The organism is Mesorhizobium sp. M0678 (genome assembly GCF_040320505.1).
Classification (GTDB): Bacteria; Pseudomonadota; Alphaproteobacteria; order Rhizobiales; family Rhizobiaceae; genus Mesorhizobium.
Genome location: NZ_JAMYPT010000006.1, coordinates 245,775 through 269,235, shown reverse-complemented (window position 1 = coordinate 269,235; position 23,461 = coordinate 245,775). Strand labels below are relative to the sequence as shown.

Genomic DNA, 23,461 nt, shown 5'->3' with positions numbered 1-23,461 from the left:
CAGAAAAACCCGGCCTTGCGCCGGGTTTTTTTGTCTTAGCTGACCGGCGACGGGCATATCTAACCTTCGCCGCCCTCCCTTTCCGCCTCGTGCTTCAGCGTGGCAATGAACCGCTTGGTCCGCTGGCGTTCCGGGTTGCTGAACAGCACCGCGGCCGGGCCTTGTTCGACGATGTTGCCGGCATCGAGGAACACCACTTCCCGCGCGATCTTGGAGGCGAGCCGCAGGTCATGCGTCGCCATCACCATGGTCGTGCCCTCGCTGGCGAGCTTGCCGAGCACGTCGACCACCTCCTGCGCCAGTTCCGGATCGAGTGCCGAGGTCGGCTCGTCGCAGAGCAGGACCTTCGGCGAAGGCGCCAGCGCCCGGGCAATCGCCACGCGCTGCTGCTGGCCACCTGACAGCGTCGCCGGCCAGGCGTCGGCCTTGTGCGCCATGCCGACCTTTTCGAGCAGGGCCAGCGCCCGTTCGCGCGCCCTTTCCTTGGGCCATTTCAGCACCGTCACCAGCCCCTCCATGATGTTCTCGATCGCGGTGCGATGCGGAAACAACTGGAAATTCTGGAACACCATGCCGGTCTGCAGCCGCAGTCGCTGGATATCCCTGGTCGAGACCCTGCCGCCGGGGTGGAATTCGAGTGCATCGTCGCCGATCCGTACCGTGCCTGAAGTCGGCAGCTCGAGCAGGTTGATGCAGCGCAAAAGCGTGCTCTTCCCTCCGCCCGACGGCCCGACAAGCGCCGTGACGCTGCCTTCCTCGATGGTGACGGTGACGCCCTTCAGCACCAAATTGTCGCCGAAACGCTTTTCGATGTTGGTGAGGCCGATCATGCGCGCGCCTCCAGGAAGCCGCCATAACGGTTGAGCCGCGTTTCCAGCCGCGCCTGCAAGGCCGACAGCACGGAGCTCATGACCAGATAGAGGGCCGCTGCCTCGACATAGAGGATCAGCGGCTCATAGGTGGTGGCGACGACGCGCTGCGCTGCCTGGAACATCTCCGGCACGGTGATGGCGGCGGCGAGCGAAGTGTCCTTGACCAGCGAGATGAAGGTGTTGGACAGCGGCGGCACGGCGACGCGCCCCGCCTGTGGAAGAATGGTGCGCCGCATTGCCTGGGCCCAGGTCATGCCGATCGAATAGGCCGCTTCCCACTGGCCCTTGGGCACCGAACCGATGACGGCGCGGATGATTTCCGACGAATAAGCACCGATGTTCAAGGTGAAGCCGATCAGTGCTGCCGGAAAGGCGTCGAGCAGGATGCCGACCGATGGCAGGCCGTAGAAGATAAGGAACAGTTGCACGAGAAGCGGCGTGCCGCGGAATATCCAGACGTAGAAGCGGACCACGGCGACCAGCGGTTTGGGACCGAACAGCCGGACAAGCGCCACAACCAGGCCTAGGACAAGACCGAATGCAAACGACAGCAGCGTCAACGGCACGGTGAAGATCAGTGCAGCCCACAGCAGCGTAGGCAGGGATTCCAGCATCAATTGCAGCCAGTGCGGCACGAAGGCTCCTCCTTGCCAGATTGCCGTCGCTCATATCACGCGAAAGCGGCGGGCCGTCAAAAGACAGCTCGCCGCGATATGAACGACGCGGGCCGGCGTTCGGCCCACACGAGAAAGCCGTTTTACTTCGAAACGTCCTGGCCGAAATAGGTGTCGGCGATTTTCTGGTAGGTGCCGTCGGCCTTGATGTCGGCCAGCGCCTTATTGATGGCGGCCACCAGTTCCGGATCGCCCTTGCGTACGATGACGCCGGAATAGTCGGCGTTTTCTTCCTGCGCGGCAATCTTCACATTGGCGTCGGGCTTGTGCTTCTTGAAGTCGAGGAAGGACAGGCTGTCGTTGATGGTGGCGTCGGCGCGGCCGGTAAGAAGCAGCTGGATCGACTGGTCGAAGCCGTCGGTGCCGACGAGCTCGGCGCCGTTGGTTTCAGCCAGCTTGCCGAAATTCGAGGTCAGCGACTGCGCCGCCTTCTTGCCCTTGAGATCGGCGAAACCCTTGATGTCGGTGTTGTCGCCGCGCACGATCAGCACCGCCTTGGAGGCGATGTAAGGATCGGAGAAATCATATTTGGCCTTGCGCGCCTCGGTGATGCCGACCTCGTTGATGACGGCATCGTAGCGGTTGGCATCGAGACCGGCGATCAGCCCGTCCCATTTGCCTTCGAGGAACTGGGCTTTGACGCCGAGGCGCTCGGCGATGGCCCGCGCGATCTCGACGTCGAAGCCAACCAGCGCGCCGGAAGCATCATGATAGGTGAAGGGCGCATAGGTTCCTTCCGTGCCGACCTTGAAGACGCCGGACTGCTTGATCTGGTCGAGATTGGCGCCGGCGTGACCGGCGGCGATGGCCAGAACCTGCAGCGTTCCGGCGATGATGAGCGATTTGAGCCATTTCATTTTTCTGTGATCCCGTCCTCGGCCGATGTCCGGCGTCATTGCGAGTGCCGGAAAATGACAGATGCGCGATGCCAGAATAAGAAACTAAATTTCAAAAATCTCGCGCCCTTGAAATCCAATTCTCAACCAGCATCTCCGGGCGCCATCCGGCTGAGTCAAGGCCGGTGGCGAATCGCCTGGAACAGCGCAATCGACATGACAGTCCGGGGGAACATTCCCCCGCATGGCACGTTCTTCGCTGTTGTAGGGCGCGGCGCCGCCATTTCAACCATCGGCGCCAACTCACGATTCGATCGCACCGCAACGCCTGGAGCAGGAGCGCGGCATGATGGAAGACAGTGCAGGACGGACCATGGTTCGCGCGGCGATGAAAGCCCCTTATCTGGAACGTGACGAAGAGCATCTCCTGGCGCTGCGCTGGAAGGAAAACAATGACCAGCACGCGCTGCACCGCATCACCGTCGCGCATATGCGGTTGGTCATTTCCATGGCGTCGCGGTTTCGCCACTACGGCCTTCCGCTGGGCGACCTGATCCAGGAAGGCCATGTCGGGCTGCTGGAGGCAGCGGCCCGTTTCGAGCCCGAGCGCGAGGTCCGGTTCTCGACCTACGCGACTTGGTGGATTCGCGCCTCGATGCAGGACTATATCCTGCGCAACTGGTCGATCGTGCGCGGCGGCACTAGCTCGGCGCAAAAGGCGCTGTTCTTCAACCTGCGGCGTCTGCGCGCCCGCCTGGCAAACGGCGCCGAGCAGATGTCGAATGCCACGCTCTACCGCGAAGTGTCGGCGGCTCTCGGGGTATCGGAGGCCGATGTGGCGATGATGGATTCCCGCCTTTCGGCGCCGGACAGCTCGCTCAACACGCCGCTAGCCGACGATGCGGGCGCAACCGAGCGGATGGAGTTCCTGGTTTCGGATGACCCGCTGCCCGATGAGGTCGTCGGCGATACGATCGACGTCGAACGCCGCTCGGTGTGGCTGAAGACGGCACTCGGCGCTCTCAATGCGCGCGAGCTCAGGATTATCGAGGAGCGCCGGCTGAGCGACGAGGGCGCGACGCTCGAAGCGCTCGGCGAGACGCTCGGCATCTCCAAGGAACGTGTCCGCCAGATCGAGGCGCGCGCCATGGAAAAGCTCAAGGCGGCGCTGGTAAAGCAGAACCCGGAATTTCTCGCAGCCTGAATTGCGTCGGCTGCTATTTGTCGGTGACGATCTTGACCTTGTCGCCGGCCGAAACCGCGGCACCCGGCGACAGCGCGTTGAGCACCCTGAACAAATCCAGCTTGCGGTCGACGCCGACCATCTGTGCGGCCAGGGAGCCCATTGTCTGGCCGGGCTGCACCGTGACGATGCGGATACGCAGTGGCTTCAACGCCGCCTTCTCGGCAGCACTCAGGATGCGGAACGAGCCGCTGACCGAGCGCGCCACCGTGCTCAGCGAGGTGCTGGCCGACGGTGCCGCGGTCAGCAAGCGGTAGACCTGGCCGCCGGCGCGGATCACCGCAATGTCGAATTGCCAGCCGTCGGCGCCGGCATGCGCGGTTGCCGCTTCGTTGCCGTTGATCGTCTCCTGGCGCACGCTGCTGTCGTCGAGGCCGGCAACCCAGCCGCTGCGGATGTAGTCGGTCAGCGAGCGGTTCTTGTCGATCGAAACGCCGTCGAAGCGGATCGCCATGTCGCCCGGGCCGGTCGCCGTCACCGCCGCCGCCGAATTGTCGATGACGAAGCCGTTGGGCACCGAGAACGACACGCCGAGGCCAGGGTGCAGGAAGGTTTCGCCGCGCACATAGCCTTCCTCCGGCGTGTCGCCGTAAAGTAGCCCGTCTACGCCGGCAAGAAATGAATCGCGGTCGCGCGACCCGACACCGGGCGCGCCGAACTGGCGGGCGTGGCGCTGCGCGAGGTCGATACGCTGCGGCGTGTTGGGGTGCGTCGCCAGGAAGTCGAGGCTGGCGTCGGTGGCGCCGCTGATCGAGCGGAAATCGGTATAGGCCGACATCGACTGCAGGAAGCGGCCGGCGGCGTAGGGATCGAAACCGGCTTCGCCGATCGACTTGATGCCGATGGCGTCGGCCTCCAGCTCCTGATTGCGCGAGAACTGGGCCAGCCTCAGCTTGCCGCGGATCAGCGCCGCCTTGGCCGTCGGGTTGTCGCCGAGCACATCCGAAACGACCTTGGTCGCCAACCCCTCCTCGGCTTCCAGCTGCTGGCGCTGCAGGCCGTGGTTGGCCGTAACGTGGCCCATCTCATGCGCGATGACGGCGGCAAGCTCGGCGGAATCGTTGGCCAGCGCCAGCAGCCCGCGGGTGATGTAGAGATAGCCGCCCGGCAGCGCGAAGGCATTGACGTTGGGCGAGTTGAGGATGGTGATGCGGTAGGTCTGGGTTGGGTTGGCCGACACCACGGTCAGTCTGCCGACGATCTTGGCCACCATGCGCTCGAGCTTGGGGTCGGAATACTCGCCGCCATAGGTGGCGAGGATGCGCGGGTGCTGCGCCTTCGCCAGTTGAGCGAGCTTGCCGTTGGCGGCGACATTGTCGACCGTGATCGGCTTGTCGGAGGGCTGGAAGCCCGATTCCTGCACGTCGGGAGGCGTGAACATCTGGCAGCTTGCCAGCGCCACGGCAAGACCGGCCAGCGCCAGAAAGCGCGCCAGCGGTTTCACCCTCCGATTGTCGATGCCGGTCGGCAGATCGGCGTCCTTTCAAGTCCTGGCACGTGACCGCGAAAATCGGGCGCGATTTCCGGAAAGCATCACGCGCAAAATCAAGTGCTACGGCGTCCTTCGTGCGTCCGACAGATACGAGGCAGCAAGGGCAAATCACGGTCTAGGCCGGACCAGCTCCTGGCGGACCTAGCCACACTACCTCGACCATGGCAAGCAAGCGCCGCTTCGCCTTCCGCCGGTTTGACCATAAATTATGTCCGCTTCCGGGCAACATCTCGTGATCCAGCCGCAAAGGGACCCGAGCCGATATAGCGTCGGAATGCCTCCGGTCCAGCCCCGACGAAAAAATCGGCCGCGGTGCCCGTCGCGGCAACCGTGCCACCATCCAGGAAAACCATGTTTTGGCCGATACGGCGCGCATCGTCCGGCTGGTGCGTGACGAATAGCACCGTCATGCGCTGCTCCGAATGGACGTCGGCCACCAGGTCGAGCATGTCGTCGCGCAGTGCCGGTCCGAGCGAAGCGAACGGCTCGTCGAGCAACAGCACCGGCCGGTCGCGCACCAGGACGCGGGCGAGCGCGACGCGCTGCCGCTCGCCGCCCGAGAGTTCGCGCGGCAGCCGGCTTTCCTTGCCGGCAAGGCCGACGCGCTTCAGCGCTGCGGCGATTGCGGCGCGGTCAGCCTCGCTCAGCCTGAGCGAAGGCGAGCGGCCGAGCCCGACATTCTGCTCGAGGGAAAGATGGGCAAACAGGTTGTTTTCCTGGAACACCATCGATACCGGCCGCGCTGATGGCGGCGCAGTGCTGACGTCGGCGCCGCCGATCAGCACGCGGCCCGACCGCGGCGTCTCGAAGCCGGCCACCAGATTGAGCAGCGTCGACTTTCCCGAACCGCTCGGCCCCATAATGGCGGTGATTTCCGACGCCGGGAAATCGACATCGAATATAAGCGGCGTTTCACCATAGCTGAACGAGACATTATCGAGTCGTACGGCCGCGCCTTTTTCCACCGAAATGGACCGTTCCGGGCTGGTCGGCATCATGATTTCTCGCCCCTTCCCAGCCAGTCCGCGGCCAACACCAGCGCCAGGCAGACAAGGCCGAGCAGCAGCGCCAGGCCGGCGGCATCCTCAGTGCGGTAACTGCCCATGCGCGCCAGCAGCAGATAGGGCAAGGTCTGCACGGAATCGCTGCCGAACAGCGCAATGACGCCGAGATCGCCAAGCGACAGCGCCATGGCGAAAGCGAAGCCGGTGGCGAGCGGCCGCCGCAGCGACGGCCAGTCGACCAGCCGCAACCGGTTCCAGCCCGAGATACCAAGCTGTGCGCAGAGCCGTTCGTGGCGTTCGCTCGACGCGTCATAGGCAGGGCGGATGGCGCGGATGGCGAACGGCATCGCCATCACCGCATTGACCGCAACGACCATGACAGGGGCGATCGCAAAGACATCGCTGACGGTGCGCAAGAGCAGGAACCAGCCGGCGCCGATGACGATGGGCGGCACCACCAGGACGAACCCCGCACCGGTGTCGGCCAGATGTTCGAGCAGTGTCCGCCGGCCTGTCCGCCGGGTGAGCGCCAGCGCCCGGCGCGCCATGACCAGCGACAGCGACAACGCCACAGAGAGCAGCGCCGATAGGAGGGAGAGCACGGCACTGGTCGCCGTCGCTTGCCGCACCGCGCTCTCGCCGGCCAGGCGGCCGAGATCGGCGCCAAGCCCGGCTGCCAACGTGGCCGCCATCGGCCCGGCGACAAACAGCAGTGCCAGCCCGATCGCCAATGCGTTCAGCACGGTCTCGGCCGCACCGGCTGAAAAATACCGGCGCGGCGCCACCGGCAGATTGGCATCCCCTACCATATTGGCGCCGAGCCGCGTCAAGGCCAGCACGACGACGAAGGTCAGGGCAATCTGCAGCAGGGTCAGCGTCACAGCCCGCGCCGGGTCGAAGTCGAAACGCAGCGCCTGGTAGATGGCAACCTCGAGCGTCGTCGCGCTGGGTCCGCCGCCGAGCGTAAGCACGATGGTGAAGGAGGTGATGCACAGCATGAAAACGAGCCCTGCAACGCCGGGCAAGGCCGCACGCAGCGGCGGCCATTCGATCAGCCGGAAGGCCGGCGCAGCGCCCATGCCAAGCTGGCTCGCCAGCCGCCATTGGTCGGCCGGCACGGTCTGCAACGCCTCCAGGAACAGCCGCGTCGCCAGCGGCAGGTTGAAGAAGACATGGGCGACGAGTATGCCCGACAGGCCATAGATGCCGGGCCAGCTCTGGCCGCCTAGCGCGCCCAGCGTGCCGGCAAAATAGCCGGCGCGGCCATAGAGCGCCAAGACACCGAGTGCGGCAACAATGGCCGGCAGCGCCAGCGGCACGGCGAAAAGCTGGAGGATGAAGCCTCGCCCGAAAAAACGTGGATGCCGCGACAGGGCACGCGCGACGAACAGCGCCGGTGCAACGGAGAGCAGGGTCGACAGCAGAGCCTGCCAGAGCGTGAAACGGACGACGCGCAAGAGATAGGAATCGAAAGCGGAGGCGGCGCCGGACAGGTCGCGTGTGGCTTCGACGACGAGCCCGGCGAATGCACCGCCGATCAGCAGCGCGATGGCGGCGAGCGCGACGATGCCGGCAGTGACGCGGGGATCGGCCGGATGACGCGTACGCATGTCGCGCTACCCGACACTACGACAGGTGTTGATCGAAGGAAATACCTGACAATGGCCGAGCCCACCCCTCTCTGGCCTGCCGGCCATCTCCCCCTCAAGGGGGGAGATTGCGCACTCAGCCGCCTTCGCCAATCTCACAAGTGGCAGGATGAGGAGAGGCGACAAAGCTGCCGATCTCCCCCCTTGAGGGGGAGATGGCCGGCAGGCCAGAGGGGGGTGGCTTGGCGCAAACATCCGACGAGGCTTGAGCCCTACTTGCTCATCACCGCCAGCCACTCGTCGACCCAGGCCTTGCGATTTGCGGCGACGTCTTCCGGGCTGAACAGCAAGGTCTTGGTCGGCTTGACCAGCTTATCGAACGCCGGGTTGAGCGGCTTGTCGGTTTTGCCGGCCGGGAACATCCAGTTGGTTTCGGGAATGACATCCTGGAACTTCGGTCCGGTCATGAAGGCAATGAACTTTTCTGCCAGCGGGTTCTTCGCACCCTTGGTGGTGATCCCCGCAACCTCGATCTGCAGATATTCGCCCTCCTCGAAGGACGCCGCCTGGTAGCGCTCGGTGTTTTCGGCGACCATGTGGTAGGCCGGCGAGGTGGTGTAGGACAGCACCATCGGCGCCTCGCCCTTGGTGAACAGGCCGTAGGCCTCGCTCCAGCCCGGCGTTACCGTCAGCACCTTCGCCTTGAGTTTGGCCCAGGCTTCCGGCGCCTTGTCGCCGTAGACCGACTTGACCCACAGCAGCAGGCCAAGGCCCGGCGTCGAGGTGCGCGGATCCTGGATGACGATCTTCTCTCCGGCATCGCCCTCGACCAATTCCCTGAGGCTCTTCGGCGGGCTCTTCAGTTTTTCGGTATCGTAGACGACGGCGAAATAGCCATAGTCGAACGGCACGAAAATATCGTCGCTCCAGCCGCCCGGCACACTGACGCCCGACACGGCGCCGTGCGGCGAAAACAGGCCGGTTGCCTTGGCGTCGGCGGTTACGTTGGTATCGAGGCCAAGTACGATATCGGCCTTGGTCGCGGCGCCTTCCAGCTTCACACGATTGAGCAGCGCCACGCCGTCGGCGACCGAGACGAATTCGACGACGCAACTGCATTCGGCCTCGAAGGCCTTCTTCACCGCCGGTCCCGGACCCCAATCGGCGGTGAAGCTTTCATAGGTATAGACCGTCAGTCTATCCTGTGCCGATGCCTGCCCTGGCAGGGCGAGCGCGGATGCCGCAAGCAGGACAATTGAGACAAGAGAGTGGAAAAAACTGCGCATCGGCGCCTCCTTCGTTCGCGTTGAAAGGAATTGAGGCGTCGGGCTGTCCGAAACGTCTAATCCCTCCGCCGGTACAAACCGGATCAGGTTCAGCGGGTTGGCAGTCTTGCCTCTCAGCCGGTCCGCGAAGATCGCGTCCGGCACCCCGTTAGAGCGTTTCGACACATAGGCCCGGCCGAAGTGCTGCGCAAGCGGAAGTTTGCCGGGCATCCAAAGCCCAGCCTTCCGTTTCGTCTGCCGTTTCATCTTCCGTTTCCGGGGCAGGGCTGGTAAGGGCCACGAGATATGAGCACATTCACCATCCTGCTTGGCGGCGATCTCATCCGCACGCCGCTGCTCGACCGCCAGGTCGAAGGCTCGCGCGTCATCGCCGCCGATGCCGGCATCGGCCATGCCCGCATGCTGGGCCTGAGGCCGGAACTCTGGGTCGGCGATTTCGATTCGGTGCCTGCCGAGTTGCCGGAGGATCTGGCCGCCGTGCCACGGCAGGTGTTTCCCGCCGAAAAAGACAAGACCGACGGTGAACTCGCTATCGCCGCCGCACTCGAACGTGGTGCGACCAGCCTTGTGCTCGCAGGCGCCTTCGGCGGCAAACGTACCGACCACATCTTCCTGCATCTGGCGCTAAGCGTCCGGCTGGCGGAAGGCGGAACGGAAGTGCTTTTGACCAGCGGCGCACAGGAAGGCATTCCTTTGCTGCCTGGAAAGACTGGCTTCGACTATGTCGACGGCACGCTGTTTTCGGTGCTCGGCTTTTCGGATCTCGCCGGCCTGACAGTCACCGGCGCCAAATGGCCGCTCGACCATGTCGAGGTTGCGTTCGGCTCGTCGCTGACCATTTCCAACGAGGTCAGGGGCCGGTTGGAAATCGCGCTGGCCAGCGGCCGCGCGCTGCTGCTCGCGCATCCCTACCCTCTTCCGGAAAGCTGAGCCCAGAAAGCTGACATGGCGCCGCCGCTTCTCAATCTCGACGGGATAAAGCTGACATTTGGCGGCACGCCGCTGCTCGACGGTGCCGCCCTGACGGCCTCAGTTGGTGACAAGATCGCCCTGGTCGGCCGCAACGGCTCTGGCAAGTCGACGCTCCTCAAGATAGCCGCCGGGCTGATCGAACCGCAGGACGGCGAAGTCTTCCGCCAGCCTTCGGCGACCGTGCGCTACTTGCCGCAAATGCCCGACATGGACGGCTTTGCGACTGTCCGCGCCTATGTCGAGGCGGGGCTCGGGCCGGCCGACGATCCCTACCGCGCCACCTATCTGATGGAGCATCTCGGCCTGACCGGCGAGGAACGGCCGAACGACCTCTCCGGCGGCGAGGCGCGGCGCGCCGCCCTCGCCCGCGTCATGGCGCCGGAGCCCGACATTCTCCTCCTCGATGAGCCGACCAATCATCTTGACCTTTCGGTCATCGAATGGCTGGAGGAGGAGCTTGCCCGCACCTCCTCGGCACTGGTCGTCATCTCGCATGACCGCCGTTTTCTCGAGCGCGTGTCACGCGCCACAATCTGGCTCGACCGCGGCCAGACCCGCCGTCTCGACAAGGGCTTTGGCTATTTCGAGGAATGGCGCGACACGGTGCTGGAGGAGGAAGAGCGCGAGCAGCACAAGCTCGGTCGCCAGATCGTGCGCGAGGAGCACTGGCTGCGCTATGGCGTGACGGCAAGGCGCAAGCGCAACATGCGCCGGCTCGGTGAATTGCAGACCATGCGCCAGCGCTTTCGTGGTCATCGCGGCGCCGAGGGTGCGGCGACGATGACAGCCAGCGACGCCGCCGAATCCGGCAAACTGGTGATCGAAGCCAAGAACATCGAGAAGAGCTTTGGCGATCTGACCGTGGTCAAGGGATTCTCGACCCGCATCCAGCGCGGCGATCGCGTCGGCCTGGTCGGGCCGAACGGCGCCGGCAAGACGACGCTGTTGAAGATGCTGACCGGCGAATTGAAGCCGGACGCAGGCACGGTGCGGCTCGGCACCAATCTGGAGATCGCCACGCTCGACCAGAAGCGCGAAGCCGTCGACCCGCAGGAGACACTGGCGCAGTATCTGACCGACGGGCGCGGCGAGAACCTCGTCATCAATGGCGAGCAGCGCCACGTCGTCTCTTACATGAAAGACTTCCTGTTCAAGCCGGAACAGGCGCGCACGCCGGTGCGCGAGCTTTCGGGCGGCGAGCGGGCACGGCTGATTCTCGCACGCGTTTTGGCGCGGCCGGCAAACCTGCTTGTGCTCGACGAGCCGACCAACGATCTCGACATGGAGACGCTGGAGCTGCTGCAGGAACTGGTCGCCGGTTTTGCCGGCACGGTGATCCTGGTCAGCCACGATCGCGATTTCCTCGACCGCACCGTGACCAGCATCATCGCGCCGGATGGTGACGGCCGCTGGATCGAATATGCCGGCGGCTATTCCGACATGCTTGGGCAGCGCGGCGGCACCAGGCTGGACGACCGCAGGGCGCGGCCAAAAGCAGAAGCCGGTGAAGCGACGGCGGCAAGCAGGAACGAAGCGGCCGCACCGAAGGGCCCGGCCAAGAAACTGTCGTTCAAGCAGAAATTCGCGCTGGAAACCTTACCCAAGAAGATCGAGGCGGTGTCGGCCTCGATCTCGCGGCTGGAGAACAACATCGCCGATCCGGCCTATTACGAGCGCGACCCGGCCTCGTTCCAGAAGACGATTGCCGCGCTCGACAAGGAGCGCGTCACACTGGCAGCGCTCGAGGAGGAATGGCTGGAACTCGAGATGCTAAGGGAAGAGATGGAGGGATGAGAGGTTGCGTGCACGCTCATATGCGCCTACATTATGCGCATAAATGGGAGCGGCTGTATGCTTCAATCGAAGCCAAAAACCCAAAGAAAGTCGGTTAATACATCGATCGACTCCCGATTGATCGAGGATGCCAAGGCGTTGGGCATCAATATATCCCGCGCTGCGGAAGAGGGCATCGCCAAGGCGATTTCGGCCGAAAAAAACCGCCGGTGGCAGGAGGAAAACAAGGAAGCGATCGACAGTTCGAATGACTATGTCAGGCGCAACGGCTTGCCTCTGGCCAAGCACCGGCTGTTTTGATGGCACGTTATGATTTCTACCAGAGTGCCGAAGGCGACGGTTACCTTCTCGATGTCCAATCCGACCTTCTGGGACGGCTCGACACGAAGGTCGTCGTCCCGCTGATGCCAGCCAACAAGGCCCCAGTGCCGGGCCGCCGGCTAAACCCTATCTTCACCATCAACGGTAAGGACCATGTCATGGTCACTCAATTCATGTCAGCCTTGATGACCTCTGAATTGCCCGTTGCCGAAGGAAATCTTTCTCGCCATCACGACGACATCGTGAGCGCGCTCGACATGCTGTTCCAAGGCTTCTGAGCCAGAGAGGCGTTGGGCTGGTGAGCCGGCCTCACCCCGCCGTCTTTGTCTGCCAGGCCTTTAGCGCCTCGTCGAACACCTTCTCGCCTGGAATGCCCTTTTCCATGGTGAGCAGCGCCCGCCGCCCGGTCTTGTAGACGACCGGCACATCGATCCAGTCCTGACCTCTGAGCAAGGTCAGATTGGCGTCTTCATCCGCCTTGGTATCGTTGAGCGCAACCAGGAAGAAACCGTCGGCGATCTTGGCCGGGATGCCGATCAGCGGGCTTCCGGCATCCTGCTCGGAGCCCTTCATGGCGACACGCAGGATGTTGTCGACGCCGCCGCCCTCGAAGCCGTCAGGCGTCAGGAAGATCATCTCGATAATATGGCTGGCCGGCAGCGTCTGGTCGGTGTTGCGACGGATCGTCATGCGCAACTGGATATCCTTGCCTGGAATGGTCGCCTCGGCGCGGATCGCCGGCTCGGGCGGCAGGTCGCCGCCGGGCGATTCCTGCACCAGCGACCAGACGATGTTGCCGGGCTCGGCCGAGCCTTGAGCGGTGCTGGTGCGCTCCTCGTAGAAGATCGCCTTCTGGCCGACGGCCAACGTGGCTTGCGGCGGAACTGCCGTTGGTGCCGCTGCCGGTGCGGGCGGCGGGGCGGCCGCTGCAGGCGCTGCTGCCCCGTTGGCGGGCGGCGTTGCGGGAGTTGGTGCAGCGGACCCATCGACTGCTGGAGCATTGGCCGTGGCTTGCGTGTCGGCGGGTGCGGCCGGTGCCGGCGCGGCGGGTGCCGGGGTGGTCGGCGCTTGTGCGGCCGATGGCGGCGTGGTCAGTGCGGCGACGGATTCGCCTTCGCCGATGCCCGCCTGCCCGGCCGCGGGGCCGGGATCGACTTCGTGGCCCTCGGGCGTCAGGCGCTGCGTGAACTTCGCGCCCTCGCCGGCCTCCGTCGGAGGCGCGGCGGCCGGTACGGCCGCATCGGCCTCAGGCTTGGGCGGGGCTGGTTTTACCAGCGGTTCGGTGGCGACGGCTTTGGTCGAGTCGAGGCCGAGCATGCTGCCGAACGCATCCTTGTTCAGCCAGATGCCATAGCCACCACCGGCAATGACGAGCAAGGCAATGGCGGCGGCGATCACACCGCCATAGCTACGCCTGCGCTCGGCAGGATGGAGCCGCTGGAACCTGTCCTCCGCGGGCCCGCCGTCGTTGGAAAAGTCGTCGCCCCGAAAAACGCCGTCTTGGCCGTCAGCCGTCGGAAGATCCATATCGGACGGCGGCGGACCAGCGCGCTCCTGAGAAAGAGCGACGGGCTGCGGCTTTTGCCAGTTCGGCGCCGCCTTGGCGGGCGTGGGCTGCCAGGCCGGCCCGGTCTTTGCCGGCTCGGTCTTGGCCGGCTGCCATGCCGGCTCCGTCTTTGCTGGCTGTCGGATATGGCTGGACTGGTTCTTGTTGCGGTCGATGGAGGAGAAGATGTCCTCCAGTTCCGCCAGCGGGTCGGGTGGCGGCGCAGGCTTGGCATAGTCCCGCTCGACTTTGGCGATGGCGTCTTCCAGTGCACGCATCTGCCGGTCGACATCGGAAGGCGTCATCGTGGCCTTCTCTGCGAGTTGTTTCGCGATTGACGAACGGGCCCTGTCATAGACCCTGGCGCGCACTTCCGCCGACGGCTCACCGAGTTTATCGAGCGCCTTTTTCAGAATAGGAACAAAATCTACCATACGTCAGTCGACCTGCATTTGTTTCTGGGCCGGCCCCCGCAAATCAGCCGCAATGCCCGGAAGGCTGAGAAACTAGTCTTGAAACGGATCGGTCACAAGTATCGTGTCGTCCCGTTCAGGGCTGGTGGAAAGGAGTGCGACCGGCGCGCCGATCAGCTCTTCGATGTAGCGGACGTACTTCACCGCCTGGGCCGGCAGGTCGTTCCAGCTACGCGCGCCGGCAGTGGTGCCTTTCCACCCCTCCAGCGTCTCGTAGACCGGTTCGACGCGGGCCTGCGCACCCTGGCTGGCCGGCAGGTAATCGATCGCCTCGCCGTCGAGTCGGTAGCCGGTACAGACCTTGATCTCGTCCAGCCCATCGAGCACATCGAGCTTGGTCAGCGCAATGCCCTTGATGCCGTTGACGGCGACGGCCTGGCGGACCAGCACGGCATCGAACCAGCCGCAGCGCCGCTTGCGGCCGGTGACGACGCCGAATTCATGGCCGCGCGTGCCCAGGAACTCGCCGATCTCGTTCTTCTGTTCGGTTGGAAACGGGCCTTCGCCGACGCGCGTCGTATAGGCCTTGGTGATGCCGAGCACATAGCCGATGGCGCCCGGCCCGACACCCGACCCGGCGGCGGCCTGACCGGCAACCGTATTGGACGAGGTGACGAACGGATAAGTGCCGTGGTCGATGTCGAGCAACGTGCCTTGCGCGCCCTCGAACAGGATGCGCTCGCCGGCGCGGCGCTTGTCGTCGAGGATTTTCCAGACGCGGTCCATATAGGGCAGGATCTCGTCGGCTACCGAGATCAGCTCGCTCATGATCGCCCCATGCGTGACCTCGGCATGGCCGAGCCCGCGCCGCAGCGCATTGTGGTGCGTCAGCAGCCTGTCGACCTTCAAGGGCAGCGTTTCCAAATCCGCCAAATCCATCACCCTGACCGCGCGCCGGCCCACCTTGTCTTCATAGGCGGGACCGATGCCGCGACGGGTCGTGCCGATCTTCGTTCCGGAATTGGAAGCGGCGTCCTCGCGAAATCCGTCCAGCTCCCGGTGCAAGGACAGGATAAGCGCGGTGTTTTCGGCTATTTTCAGGCGGTCTGGCGTCACCTCGACGCCCTGCGCCTTCAATTTCGCAACCTCCGCGACGAAAGCGTGCGGATCGAAGACGACGCCATTGCCGATGATGGAAAGCTTGCCTTGCCGCACCACGCCGGACGGCAGCAGCGACAGCTTGTAGACCTTGCCGTCGACGACCAGCGTGTGGCCGGCATTGTGGCCGCCCTGGAAGCGCACGACAACATCGGCGCGCTCCGACAGCCAGTCTACGATCTTGCCTTTGCCCTCATCGCCCCATTGCGAGCCGACGACCACCACATTGGCCATATTTCTTTTCCCTTGAGACGCCGCACGAGCAGCTTGAAACAATTCGAAACGATAGGCCTCTATCGCATCGGCCCCCAAAATCGGAATCGATTTTCGGAAAAGCACGACGCGAGATTAAAGCCTTCCGACGCGTACTTTGTAGCGTCCAATTGCACGCACGTCGCTCTATAGCGTCAAGACCCGGCGAGCGCGACCACTCTTTGCCGCCCAAAACGCTCCGAGGCACAACAATTTTCGCCTTTGACATCATTTACTTGGGCTGGCGGTCGCAATAGGCCCACACCGACCGTCAAATTCCCTCTGCCTGGCCGGGAGTTCACGATGCATCGAGCCGCCTATCTGTTCCTGCTGTTCACCACCTTGCTGTGGGGCGGCAACTCCGTGGCGGGAAAGCTGGCGGTCGGTCATATCTCGCCGATGACGCTGGTCTTCCTGCGTTGGCTGCTGGCGGTTCTGATCCTGCTGCCGATCGGCTGGGGAACGCTACGCCAAGACTGGCCGGTGGTGCGCAGGCACTGGTTGCTGCTTGGCGGGCTCGGCGCTTGCGGCTTCGCCTTTTTCAATGCGATCTTCTACACGGCGCTCAACTACACGACGGCGATCAACGTCTCGATCGAGCAGGCGGCGATACCGATCGTGATCATCATCGCCAATTTCGTGCTGTTTCGCCTGCGGGTGAACCGGGTGCAGATAGCTGGCGTCGTGCTGACCATCATTGGCGTCGCGGTGACGGCGAGCCATGGCGACCTGCGCCAGCTTCTCAAGCTGGATCTCAACTTTGGCGACGCGATCATGCTGGTCGCCGTGCTTTGCTACTCCTTCTATTCGGTGGGGTTGCGGCTGAAGCCGGTCATCCGCTGGCAGAGCCTGATGCTGGCGCTTTCGGTTGCCGCACTCGTCACATCGCTGCCTTTCTTCCTGTGGGAGATTGCCGCCGGCAAGGTCATTGTCCCCGATGCCCGCGGCTGGGCGGTCGCGTTCTATACCGCCATCGGTGCTTCGGTCATCGCGCAGATCTTCTATATCAGGGGCAACGAGCTGATCGGCGCCAACCGGGCCGGCCTGTTCATCAATCTGGTGCCGATCTTCGGTACGCTGCTATCGGTGCTGATTGTCGGTGAGACATTCCAGCTCTATCAGGCGCTGGCTCTCGCGCTGGTGCTCGGTGGCATCAGCCTCGCCGAATACAGCGGACGGAAGATGGCGGCATCCGCTGCTGAATGAAGTCGCTTGCCGCGACGTTCCACCGCCCCGCGTGCTGCTGCACACGGGGCGATCGAATTTCAGGCTATCCCCACATCGAAATGCAGCCGCTTGGCGGAGTCGATCGACTTGTGCGAGCGCACCTGCGCCAACACGTTTTCCGGGAACGGCGCATCGAGATAGAGCAATGCGATGGCATCGCCGCCCGGCCGGTTGCGGCCGAGCTGGAAGTTGGCGATGTTGACGCCGTTCTCGCCGCACACCGTGCCGAGCAGACCGATGATGCCGGGCGCGTCGGCATTGGTCGTGTAGAGCATGTGCTGGCCGACCTCTGCGTCGAGATTGATGCCCTTGATCTGGATGAAGCGCGGCTTGCCGTCCGAGAAACAGGTGCCGGCGATCGAGCGCGTCCTGTGCTCGGTCTTGACCGTCAGCTTGATATAGCCGTCGAACACGCCCGACTTGTCACGCTTGACCTCGGCGACGATGATGCCGCGCTCCTTCACCATGATCGGCGCCGACACCATGTTGACGTCGGAGACCTGCGGCCGGATCAACCCGGCAAGGGTGGCACTGATCAGCGCGCGCGTGTTCATCGTCGCGGTCGAGCCGTCGAACAGTATCTCGACCTCCTTGATCGGATCCTCGGTGACCTGTCCGACAAAGGCGCCGAGCACTTCGGCAAGCTTGACGAAAGGTTTCAGCCGCGGCGCCTCTTCGGCGGTGATCGACGGCATGTTGATGGCGTTGGAAACGGCGCCCTTGATCAAATAGTCGGACATCTGCTCGGCGACATGCAGGGCGACATTCTCCTGCGCTTCGGTGGTCGACGCGCCGAGATGCGGCGTCGCCACGACATTCTCCATGCCGAACAGTGCGTTGTTGTCCGCCGGTTCGACCTCGAACACGTCGATGCCGGCGCCGGCCACCTTGCCGCTCTTCAGCGCCGCGATCAGGTCGGCCTCGACGATCAGCCCGCCACGGGCGCAGTTGATGATACGCACGCCGGTCTTCATCTTCGCGATCGCCGCGGTGTCGATGATGTTGCGCGTCTTGTCGGTAAGCGGCGTGTGCAGCGTGATGAAGTCGGCGCGGGCGAACAGCTCGTCGAGCTCGACCTTTTCGACGCCGAGCTCCTCGGCGCGGCTGTCCGACAGGAATGGATCGAAGGCGATGACATGCATCTTCAGGCCGACGCCGCGCGCAGCGACGATCGAACCGATATTGCCGCAGCCGATGATGCCCAGCGTCTTGCCGGTGATCTCGACACCCATGAAGCGGTTCTTTTCCCATTTGCCGGCGTGGGTCGAGGCGTTGGCCTCCGGTATCTGGCGGGCCAGCGCGAAGATCATGGCGACGGCATGCTCGGCGGTGGTGATCGAATTGCCGAAGGGCGTGTTCATCACGATGATGCCCTTGCGGCTCGCCGCCGGGATGTCGACATTGTCGACGCCGATGCCGGCGCGGCCCACGACCTTCAGCCTGGTCGCGGCGTTGATCAGCTTCTCCGTGACCTTTGTCGCCGAGCGGATGGCCAGCCCATCATACTGGCCGATCACTTCGAGCAGTTTTTCCTTGTCCTTGCCGAGATCCGGCAAATAGTCGACCTCGATGCCGCGATCCCTGAAGATCTGCACGGCGGTGGTGGAAAGTTTGTCTGAGACGAGAACGCGGGGCATTGGCTTGGTCCTTTGCGATTGGCGTCCCTCCCCCTTGAGGGGAGGGTCGGCGCGAAGCGCCGGGGTGGGGTCGTTGCGGCCGGGCGCGGCCGAAAATCTTTTTCTTTCTGGATGGCGGATCGTTGAGCGGGTGGAGGCGACCCCACCCGGCCCTTCGGGCCACCCTCCCCTCGAAGGGGGAGGGATCAGGCCGCCGCTTTGAGCGACGCCTTTTGCGCGGCAAAGGCCCAGTCGAGCCAGGGCAGCAGCGCTTCGAGATCGGAGGTCTCGACTGTCGCCCCGCACCAGATGCGCAGGCCGGGCGGTGCATCGCGGTAGGCGCCGATGTCGTAGGCGACGCCTTCCTTGTCGAGCACCGAGACAATTGCCTTGGCGAATGCAGCCTGTCCGTCGGCGTCGAGTGCAGCGACATCCGGATCGGTGAAGGAAAGGCAGACCGACGTGTTCGAACGCGTCGCCGGGTCTACGGCAAGATGGCCGAGCCAGGAAGATTTTCCGACAAAGCGATCGAGAACAGCGGCATTGGCATCCGCTCTGGTGACCAGCGCGTCGAGGCCGCCGATCGACTTCGCCCAACGCAGCGCGTCGAGATAGTCCTCGACGCACAGCATCGACGGCGTGTTGATCGTCTCGCCCTTGAAGATGCCTTCGATCAGCTTGCCCCCCGAGGTGAGACGGAAGATCTTCGGCAGCGGCCAGGCCGGTTTGTAGCTTTCCAGGCGTTCCACGGCGCGCGGGCTGAGGATCAGCATTCCGTGCGCGCCCTCACCGCCCAAGACCTTCTGCCAGGAGAAGGTGACGACGTCGAGTTTCTGAAAATCGAGCTTTTGCGCAAAGGCCGCCGAAGTGGCGTCGCAGATGGTCAGGCCCTTGCGTGTGGCCGGGATGAAGTCGCCGTTCGGCACGCGCACGCCCGACGTCGTGCCGTTCCAGGTGAAGACCACGTCGCGGTCGAAGTCGATTTTGGTCAGGTCGGGCAGTGCGCCGTAGTCAGCCTCTAACCTGCGCACATCGGCGAGCCTCAGCTGCTTGACCACATCGGTGACCCAGCCGGAGCCGAAGCTCTCCCAGGCCACCATGTCGACGCCGCGCTCGCCGAGCAGCGACCACAGCGCCATTTCGACCGCGCCGGTATCCGAGGCCGGCACGATGCCGATGCGGTAATCCGCCGGAACCTGGAGGATTTCCCGCGTCAGCTCGATCGCTTGTTCGAGCTTGGTCTTGCCGATCTTGGCACGGTGCGAGCGCCCGAGCGCGGCATTTTTGAGCGCCTCGACCGACCAGCCGGGGCGTTTTGCACAGGGACCTGAGGAAAAATTGGGATTTGCCGGACGGAATCCGGGCTTCGTATGCGTCGTCATCGTGGTCTATCCTTCCAGATAGTGGCCCCTCGTTGGGGAGGGGTGGCCCACGGACGGCGATATGCGTTCAGGCTTTCGGCGTCAAGGGGAAAGTTTTTGTCGCTGCCGGGATATTGCCGGCGACGAAACGTAAACGGCGGGCCTACGACCCGCCATTGTCAACGCCTCGGCTTCGATCGAGCCTACCAGAGATCGTAGCGTAGTCCGACTTTGACTTGATGATTGTTGATTCCTTTGCGGATCGGAAAGGAAGTCAGGCTCTCGGCAGTCACATATTCGGCGTCTGGCGCGGAAAAATACTGATAGCCCAGATCGACTGAGACGTTCTTGGACACTTGGTAGGCAAGGCCGGCATTCAGCGTGTAGGCGAAGGAGTATTGGGTCTTGTTGTCACGCAGGACGAAATCGTCGGTGGGGTCGGCGTTGTCGGTGAAGTAGCTCGCCGACAGGCGACGCTTGCTCTGCAGGATACCGACACCAGCGCCGAGATAAGGTGTGATTCCGACATAGGTCCCAAGATCGACATAGCCATTGAGTATGCCTGAGAAGGCATAGTTCTTCAGGGTCGCCGATGCCACGGTCGTTCCGTCGTTATAGCCGACGTCGATCTTGTTGCCGGGAAGATAGCCCACATTGAGATCGGCGCGCAGATAGTCGTTGAAATGGTAGCCGAAGCCGATGCTGGCGAAGATGGGATCTTCCTTTTCGTCGAAGCTCGCGGGTGTAAAGGCGAAATGCTCATCCTTGAAGCTCTTCTGCACCAGATAGGAGACATCGCCACGCAGATACCATCCCGAGCCAACCTCGACCGGTACATAGTCGGGCGCCTGGTCGACATAGACCGGCGGTTCGTAATCGGCGCCAAGCGCCGGCGTCAGCGGCACCAGGACGACTGCTGCAAGCGCCAGTGCTACAGGCGATTTGAATGTCATGGTCCTCGGCTCCCGAACTTGGCGCATTCGCGATCGCGCGCCGTTTCAGACAGCATTGTTAACCATAGTGGTTAAGTGCGGGTTAAGGATAACAAGGCGTTAGCAATTGATTTGATCCGCCTTCGCTCCTCGAGCCGGACGGTGTTACAGAGCGCCGCAGCATGTTTAGGCAGCCAAACGAAACCGCCCGGCATCAGCCGGGCGGTCAACGAATTCCTCGATTTCGAAGCGACTACTTGGTGTAGACGGGCTCGGGTTCCGGAACATAAGGTTCCGGTTCAACGCAGTCCGATCTGCCGAACTGGTAGCGCAGGCCGCCGCGCACCTCATGAACATTGATGCCATTGTCATAGCCGGGGCCGACGCCGCTGCCGAAGTCGAACATCTTCCCACCGTTTATATGGCTGTAGCGGTAGCCGACGTCGAGTTTGACGCGATCGGTCAAACAGTAGGATGCGCCAACCATGGCAGCATAGGCAAAACGCCAGCCCTTGCCGCCGCGGTGGAAGAATTCACCGTCTTCATCGCTGTTGTGGAGTGTATCCCACTTAACCCAGGCGCCGCCGATGCCGGCGCCGACATAGGGCGTGATACCGTGCCATGTGCCGATATCGACATAGGCGTTGGCGAGCAGCAGCAGCGCGGTATAGGACGAGGTGTCGACCGAAGTACAAGGATCTCCATCAAGGCAGATGCCGCTGGTCGAGCCGCGGAAGGTGGATTTGCTCATCCAGTCCGCGGTCAAGTCGGCGCGGAAGTGCCGGTCGATTTGATAGCCAACGCCGGCACCGGCCGAGAAAGCACTCTTCAGCTTGCCGCTGTCAAAAGTGCCGGTTCCGGGAGGCGGTCCGTAGGTGATATAGTCGGCGCCGCGAAACTTCGACCAGTGATAGTCGATGTCGCCACGGATATACCAGCCGCCAAAGTCGGCCGGCTGCTCGTAGGCGATCGGTGGCGGCGCCTCCTCGACGACGGGCGGCTCGACGAAATCGGCGGCGAATGCCGGCCCGGCGCCGGCAAACACCGCGGCCAGGAGAGCCATTCTTGCTGTGTTGAACATGCTTATCACCCCTGAGAAACCCTCGAACGGCGAACGCGCCCGAAATGTGATTGACCTCAGTTGTGGATAATGAATCGGAAAGGTTAAAAGGCGTTTAACCGTATTGATTAACCACGAATCTCTAAAAGTCGAGCAATCTGGCGGCCGTTGCTGCAGGCGGAGCTGGCCGCGACCCAATAAAAAGCCCGCCGGCAAGGCGGGCTTTTGACCCATGTTGGAGGGAGATCAGGCGGCGCTGCGCGTTTCCGAAATGACCTCGACGATGTCGTTGACCACGGACTCGACAAGCTGCGGGTCGTCGCCCTCCGCCATGACGCGGATGAGCGGCTCCGTGCCGGATGGCCGGATGACCAGGCGCCCGGCCTTGCCGAGGCGATTGCGCGCATCTTCGATCGCCGCCTTGACCGGCGCCTCCTCCAGCGGCTTGCCGCCGGAAATATGCACATTCTTCAAAAGCTGCGGCACCGGCTCGAATTTCTTCGACAGTTCGCTGACCGGCCGGTTATGCCGCTTGATGCAGGCGAGCACCTGGAGCGCCGAGACGAGCCCGTCGCCGGTAGTCGAGAAATCGGACAGCACGATGTGGCCCGACTGTTCGCCGCCGACATTGAGCCCATGGGCACGCATGTGCTCGACGACATAGCGGTCACCGACCTTGGTGCGATGCAACTGCAGGTTCATGTCGCCGAGGAAGCGTTCGAGGCCGAGATTGGACATCACCGTCGAGACGACGCCGCCGCCGGCCAGCCGTCCGCTCTGGTGCCAGGACTCGGCGATCAGTGCCATGATCTGGTCGCCATCGACGATCGCGCCGTTTTCATCGACGATGACGACGCGGTCGGCATCGCCGTCGAGCGCAATGCCGATATCGGCGCGCACCTCGTGCACCTTCTTTTGCAGGCCGGCCGGATGAGTCGAGCCGCATTCCTTGTTGATGTTGAAGCCGTTGGGCTCGACATTGATGGCAACGACCTCGGCGCCGAGTTCCCACAGCGCGTCGGGCGCCACCTTGTAGGCGGCGCCATTGGCGCAATCGACGACGATGCGCAGGCCCGACAGCGACATCGAGCGCGGCAGCGTGCGCTTGGCGAATTCGATATAGCGGTCATGCACGCCGTCGACGCGTTTGGCGCGGCCGAGCCCATCGGAATCGGCGAGCGCCAGTTCGATATCCTTGTCGAGCATCCCCTCGATACGCTCCTCGATCTCATCGGACAGCTTATAGCCATCGGGGCCGAACAGCTTGATGCCGTTGTCGTAATAGGGGTTGTGCGAGGCAGAGATCATCACGCCGATATCGGCGCGCAGCGAGCGCACCAGCATGGCAACAGCCGGCGTCGGAATCGGGCCGAGCAGGAAGACATCCATGCCGGCGGCGCACAGGCCGGATACCATCGCGTTCTCGATCATGTAGCCGGAAAGCCTGGTATCCTTGCCGAGCACGACGCGGTGGCGGTGGCTGCCGCGCTGGAAGGAGAGGCCGGCGGCCATGCCGACCCGCATGGCGACCTCCGCCGTCATTGGAAACTTGTTGGCTCGCCCACGAATGCCGTCCGTACCGAAATAATGTCCTGCCATGTTCGCCAGCTTCCCGATGGTTCTTTCCGAGCATCTCATGCCATAAAATGGCCCAAGCCCCGTCATCACATTGTATGATTATGGACGACCAATCCTTAGAAAATTATTGTTTTGTGTGTTTTGCGTCACGCTAGTGTGTTGATTTTCAAGTTCCGAGCCCTTGTTGCGGCAGCAACATCAGAAACGTCAACTCAAACCTCATCTGGATCCTTTG

General features: G+C 63.3%; 20 protein-coding genes and 1 riboswitch. Of the genes, 6 read left to right on the top strand and 14 right to left on the bottom strand.

Features of this window, described 5'->3' with window-relative positions; genetic code table 11:
• Positions 1 to 59 precede the first annotated feature (59 nt).
• The 3 genes from NKI29_RS14195 to NKI29_RS14185 form a co-directional block, all read right to left on the bottom strand.
• Positions 60 to 830 carry an amino acid ABC transporter ATP-binding protein gene (locus NKI29_RS14195; RefSeq protein WP_352452513.1) on the bottom strand — a complete coding sequence of 257 codons (771 nt, stop codon included), beginning with the start codon at positions 828 to 830 and terminating at the stop codon, positions 60 to 62.
• A complete protein-coding gene (locus NKI29_RS14190) occupies positions 827 to 1,507 on the bottom strand; it encodes an ABC transporter permease subunit (RefSeq protein ID WP_352796538.1) in 681 nt (226 codons plus the stop codon). The genes NKI29_RS14195 and NKI29_RS14190 overlap by 4 nt, the downstream gene beginning before the upstream one ends.
• A 122-nt stretch (positions 1,508 to 1,629) precedes the next feature.
• Complete coding sequence (locus NKI29_RS14185; protein WP_023721021.1) at positions 1,630 to 2,403, bottom strand: amino acid ABC transporter substrate-binding protein; 774 nt, start codon at positions 2,401 to 2,403, stop codon at positions 1,630 to 1,632.
• A gap of 325 nt (positions 2,404 to 2,728) precedes the next feature.
• Here NKI29_RS14185 and NKI29_RS14180 point away from each other — a divergent pair, with 325 nt between their 5' ends.
• Positions 2,729 to 3,586, top strand: a complete 858-nt coding sequence (locus tag NKI29_RS14180; protein WP_023680558.1) for an RNA polymerase factor sigma-32 — start codon at positions 2,729 to 2,731, stop codon at positions 3,584 to 3,586.
• Between the two features lie 13 nt (positions 3,587 to 3,599).
• Here NKI29_RS14180 and NKI29_RS14175 read toward each other — a convergent pair whose 3' ends face one another.
• The 4 genes from NKI29_RS14175 to thiB all read right to left on the bottom strand — a co-directional run bounded on the left by NKI29_RS14175 (position 3,600) and on the right by thiB (position 8,996).
• Positions 3,600 to 5,069, bottom strand: coding sequence for a M48 family metalloprotease (locus NKI29_RS14175; RefSeq protein WP_023680559.1), 1,470 nt, complete (start codon positions 5,067 to 5,069; stop codon positions 3,600 to 3,602).
• A gap of 254 nt (positions 5,070 to 5,323) precedes the next feature.
• Complete coding sequence (thiQ, locus tag NKI29_RS14170; RefSeq protein WP_352569612.1) at positions 5,324 to 6,115, bottom strand: thiamine ABC transporter ATP-binding protein; 792 nt, start codon at positions 6,113 to 6,115, stop codon at positions 5,324 to 5,326.
• Positions 6,112 to 7,731: a thiamine/thiamine pyrophosphate ABC transporter permease gene (gene thiP, locus NKI29_RS14165; protein ID WP_352569610.1), complete on the bottom strand. Its 1,620-nt coding sequence runs from the start codon at positions 7,729 to 7,731 to the stop codon at positions 6,112 to 6,114. Before thiP ends, thiQ begins: the two co-directional genes overlap by 4 nt.
• A 251-nt stretch (positions 7,732 to 7,982) precedes the next feature.
• Positions 7,983 to 8,996: a thiamine ABC transporter substrate binding subunit gene (gene thiB / locus NKI29_RS14160; protein WP_352569609.1), complete on the bottom strand. Its 1,014-nt coding sequence runs from the start codon at positions 8,994 to 8,996 to the stop codon at positions 7,983 to 7,985.
• A gap of 43 nt (positions 8,997 to 9,039) precedes the next feature.
• Positions 9,040 to 9,154, bottom strand: a riboswitch (TPP riboswitch).
• 127 nt (positions 9,155 to 9,281) lie between these two features.
• On the opposite strand from thiB, the gene NKI29_RS14155 reads away from it, so the two are divergent.
• From NKI29_RS14155 to NKI29_RS14140, 4 genes are read left to right on the top strand one after another with little or no spacing between them, the layout of a single operon-like run.
• Positions 9,282 to 9,926, top strand: coding sequence for a thiamine diphosphokinase (locus tag NKI29_RS14155; RefSeq protein ID WP_352569608.1), 645 nt, complete (start codon positions 9,282 to 9,284; stop codon positions 9,924 to 9,926).
• 15 nt (positions 9,927 to 9,941) lie between these two features.
• Entirely contained in the window at positions 9,942 to 11,762 is a 1,821-nt protein-coding gene (locus NKI29_RS14150) for an ABC-F family ATP-binding cassette domain-containing protein (protein WP_352569607.1), read from the top strand.
• A 57-nt stretch (positions 11,763 to 11,819) separates the two neighbouring features.
• Complete coding sequence (locus tag NKI29_RS14145; RefSeq protein ID WP_352569606.1) at positions 11,820 to 12,062, top strand: type II toxin-antitoxin system CcdA family antitoxin; 243 nt, start codon at positions 11,820 to 11,822, stop codon at positions 12,060 to 12,062.
• The gene (locus NKI29_RS14140) at positions 12,062 to 12,361 is read left to right on the top strand and encodes a CcdB family protein (RefSeq protein ID WP_352569605.1); all 300 of its coding nucleotides are present in this window, start codon (positions 12,062 to 12,064) and stop codon (positions 12,359 to 12,361) included. Before NKI29_RS14145 ends, NKI29_RS14140 begins: the two co-directional genes overlap by 1 nt.
• A gap of 31 nt (positions 12,362 to 12,392) precedes the next feature.
• On the opposite strand, the gene NKI29_RS14135 is transcribed toward NKI29_RS14140, so the two are convergent.
• Both NKI29_RS14135 and NKI29_RS14130 read right to left on the bottom strand, forming a co-directional pair.
• Positions 12,393 to 14,063 (bottom strand): hypothetical protein, encoded by a 1,671-nt coding sequence (locus NKI29_RS14135; protein WP_352569604.1) that lies wholly within the window; start codon positions 14,061 to 14,063, stop codon positions 12,393 to 12,395.
• 72 nt (positions 14,064 to 14,135) lie between these two features.
• Positions 14,136 to 15,434 (bottom strand): adenylosuccinate synthase, encoded by a 1,299-nt coding sequence (locus tag NKI29_RS14130; RefSeq protein ID WP_352574737.1) that lies wholly within the window; start codon positions 15,432 to 15,434, stop codon positions 14,136 to 14,138.
• 321 nt (positions 15,435 to 15,755) lie between these two features.
• Here NKI29_RS14130 and NKI29_RS14125 point away from each other — a divergent pair, with 321 nt between their 5' ends.
• Complete coding sequence (locus NKI29_RS14125) at positions 15,756 to 16,658, top strand: DMT family transporter (RefSeq protein ID WP_023680655.1); 903 nt, start codon at positions 15,756 to 15,758, stop codon at positions 16,656 to 16,658.
• Between the two features lie 59 nt (positions 16,659 to 16,717).
• Here the strand turns inward: NKI29_RS14125 and serA are convergent, their stop codons facing one another.
• The 5 genes from serA to glmM all read right to left on the bottom strand — a co-directional run bounded on the left by serA (position 16,718) and on the right by glmM (position 23,247).
• On the bottom strand, positions 16,718 to 18,316 hold the full coding sequence (gene serA / locus NKI29_RS14120; protein ID WP_352465712.1) for a phosphoglycerate dehydrogenase: 1,599 nt from the start codon (positions 18,314 to 18,316) through the stop codon (positions 16,718 to 16,720).
• A 185-nt stretch (positions 18,317 to 18,501) separates the two neighbouring features.
• Entirely contained in the window at positions 18,502 to 19,677 is a 1,176-nt protein-coding gene (locus NKI29_RS14115) for a phosphoserine transaminase (protein WP_352589938.1), read from the bottom strand.
• Positions 19,678 to 19,859: 182 nt separating this feature from the next.
• Entirely contained in the window at positions 19,860 to 20,609 is a 750-nt protein-coding gene (locus tag NKI29_RS14110; RefSeq protein WP_352450819.1) for an outer membrane protein, read from the bottom strand.
• 232 nt (positions 20,610 to 20,841) lie between these two features.
• Entirely contained in the window at positions 20,842 to 21,669 is an 828-nt protein-coding gene (locus NKI29_RS14105) for an outer membrane protein (RefSeq protein WP_352796534.1), read from the bottom strand.
• Between the two features lie 225 nt (positions 21,670 to 21,894).
• On the bottom strand, positions 21,895 to 23,247 hold the full coding sequence (gene glmM, locus NKI29_RS14100; protein ID WP_031213285.1) for a phosphoglucosamine mutase: 1,353 nt from the start codon (positions 23,245 to 23,247) through the stop codon (positions 21,895 to 21,897).
• Positions 23,248 to 23,461: the final 214 nt, after the last annotated feature.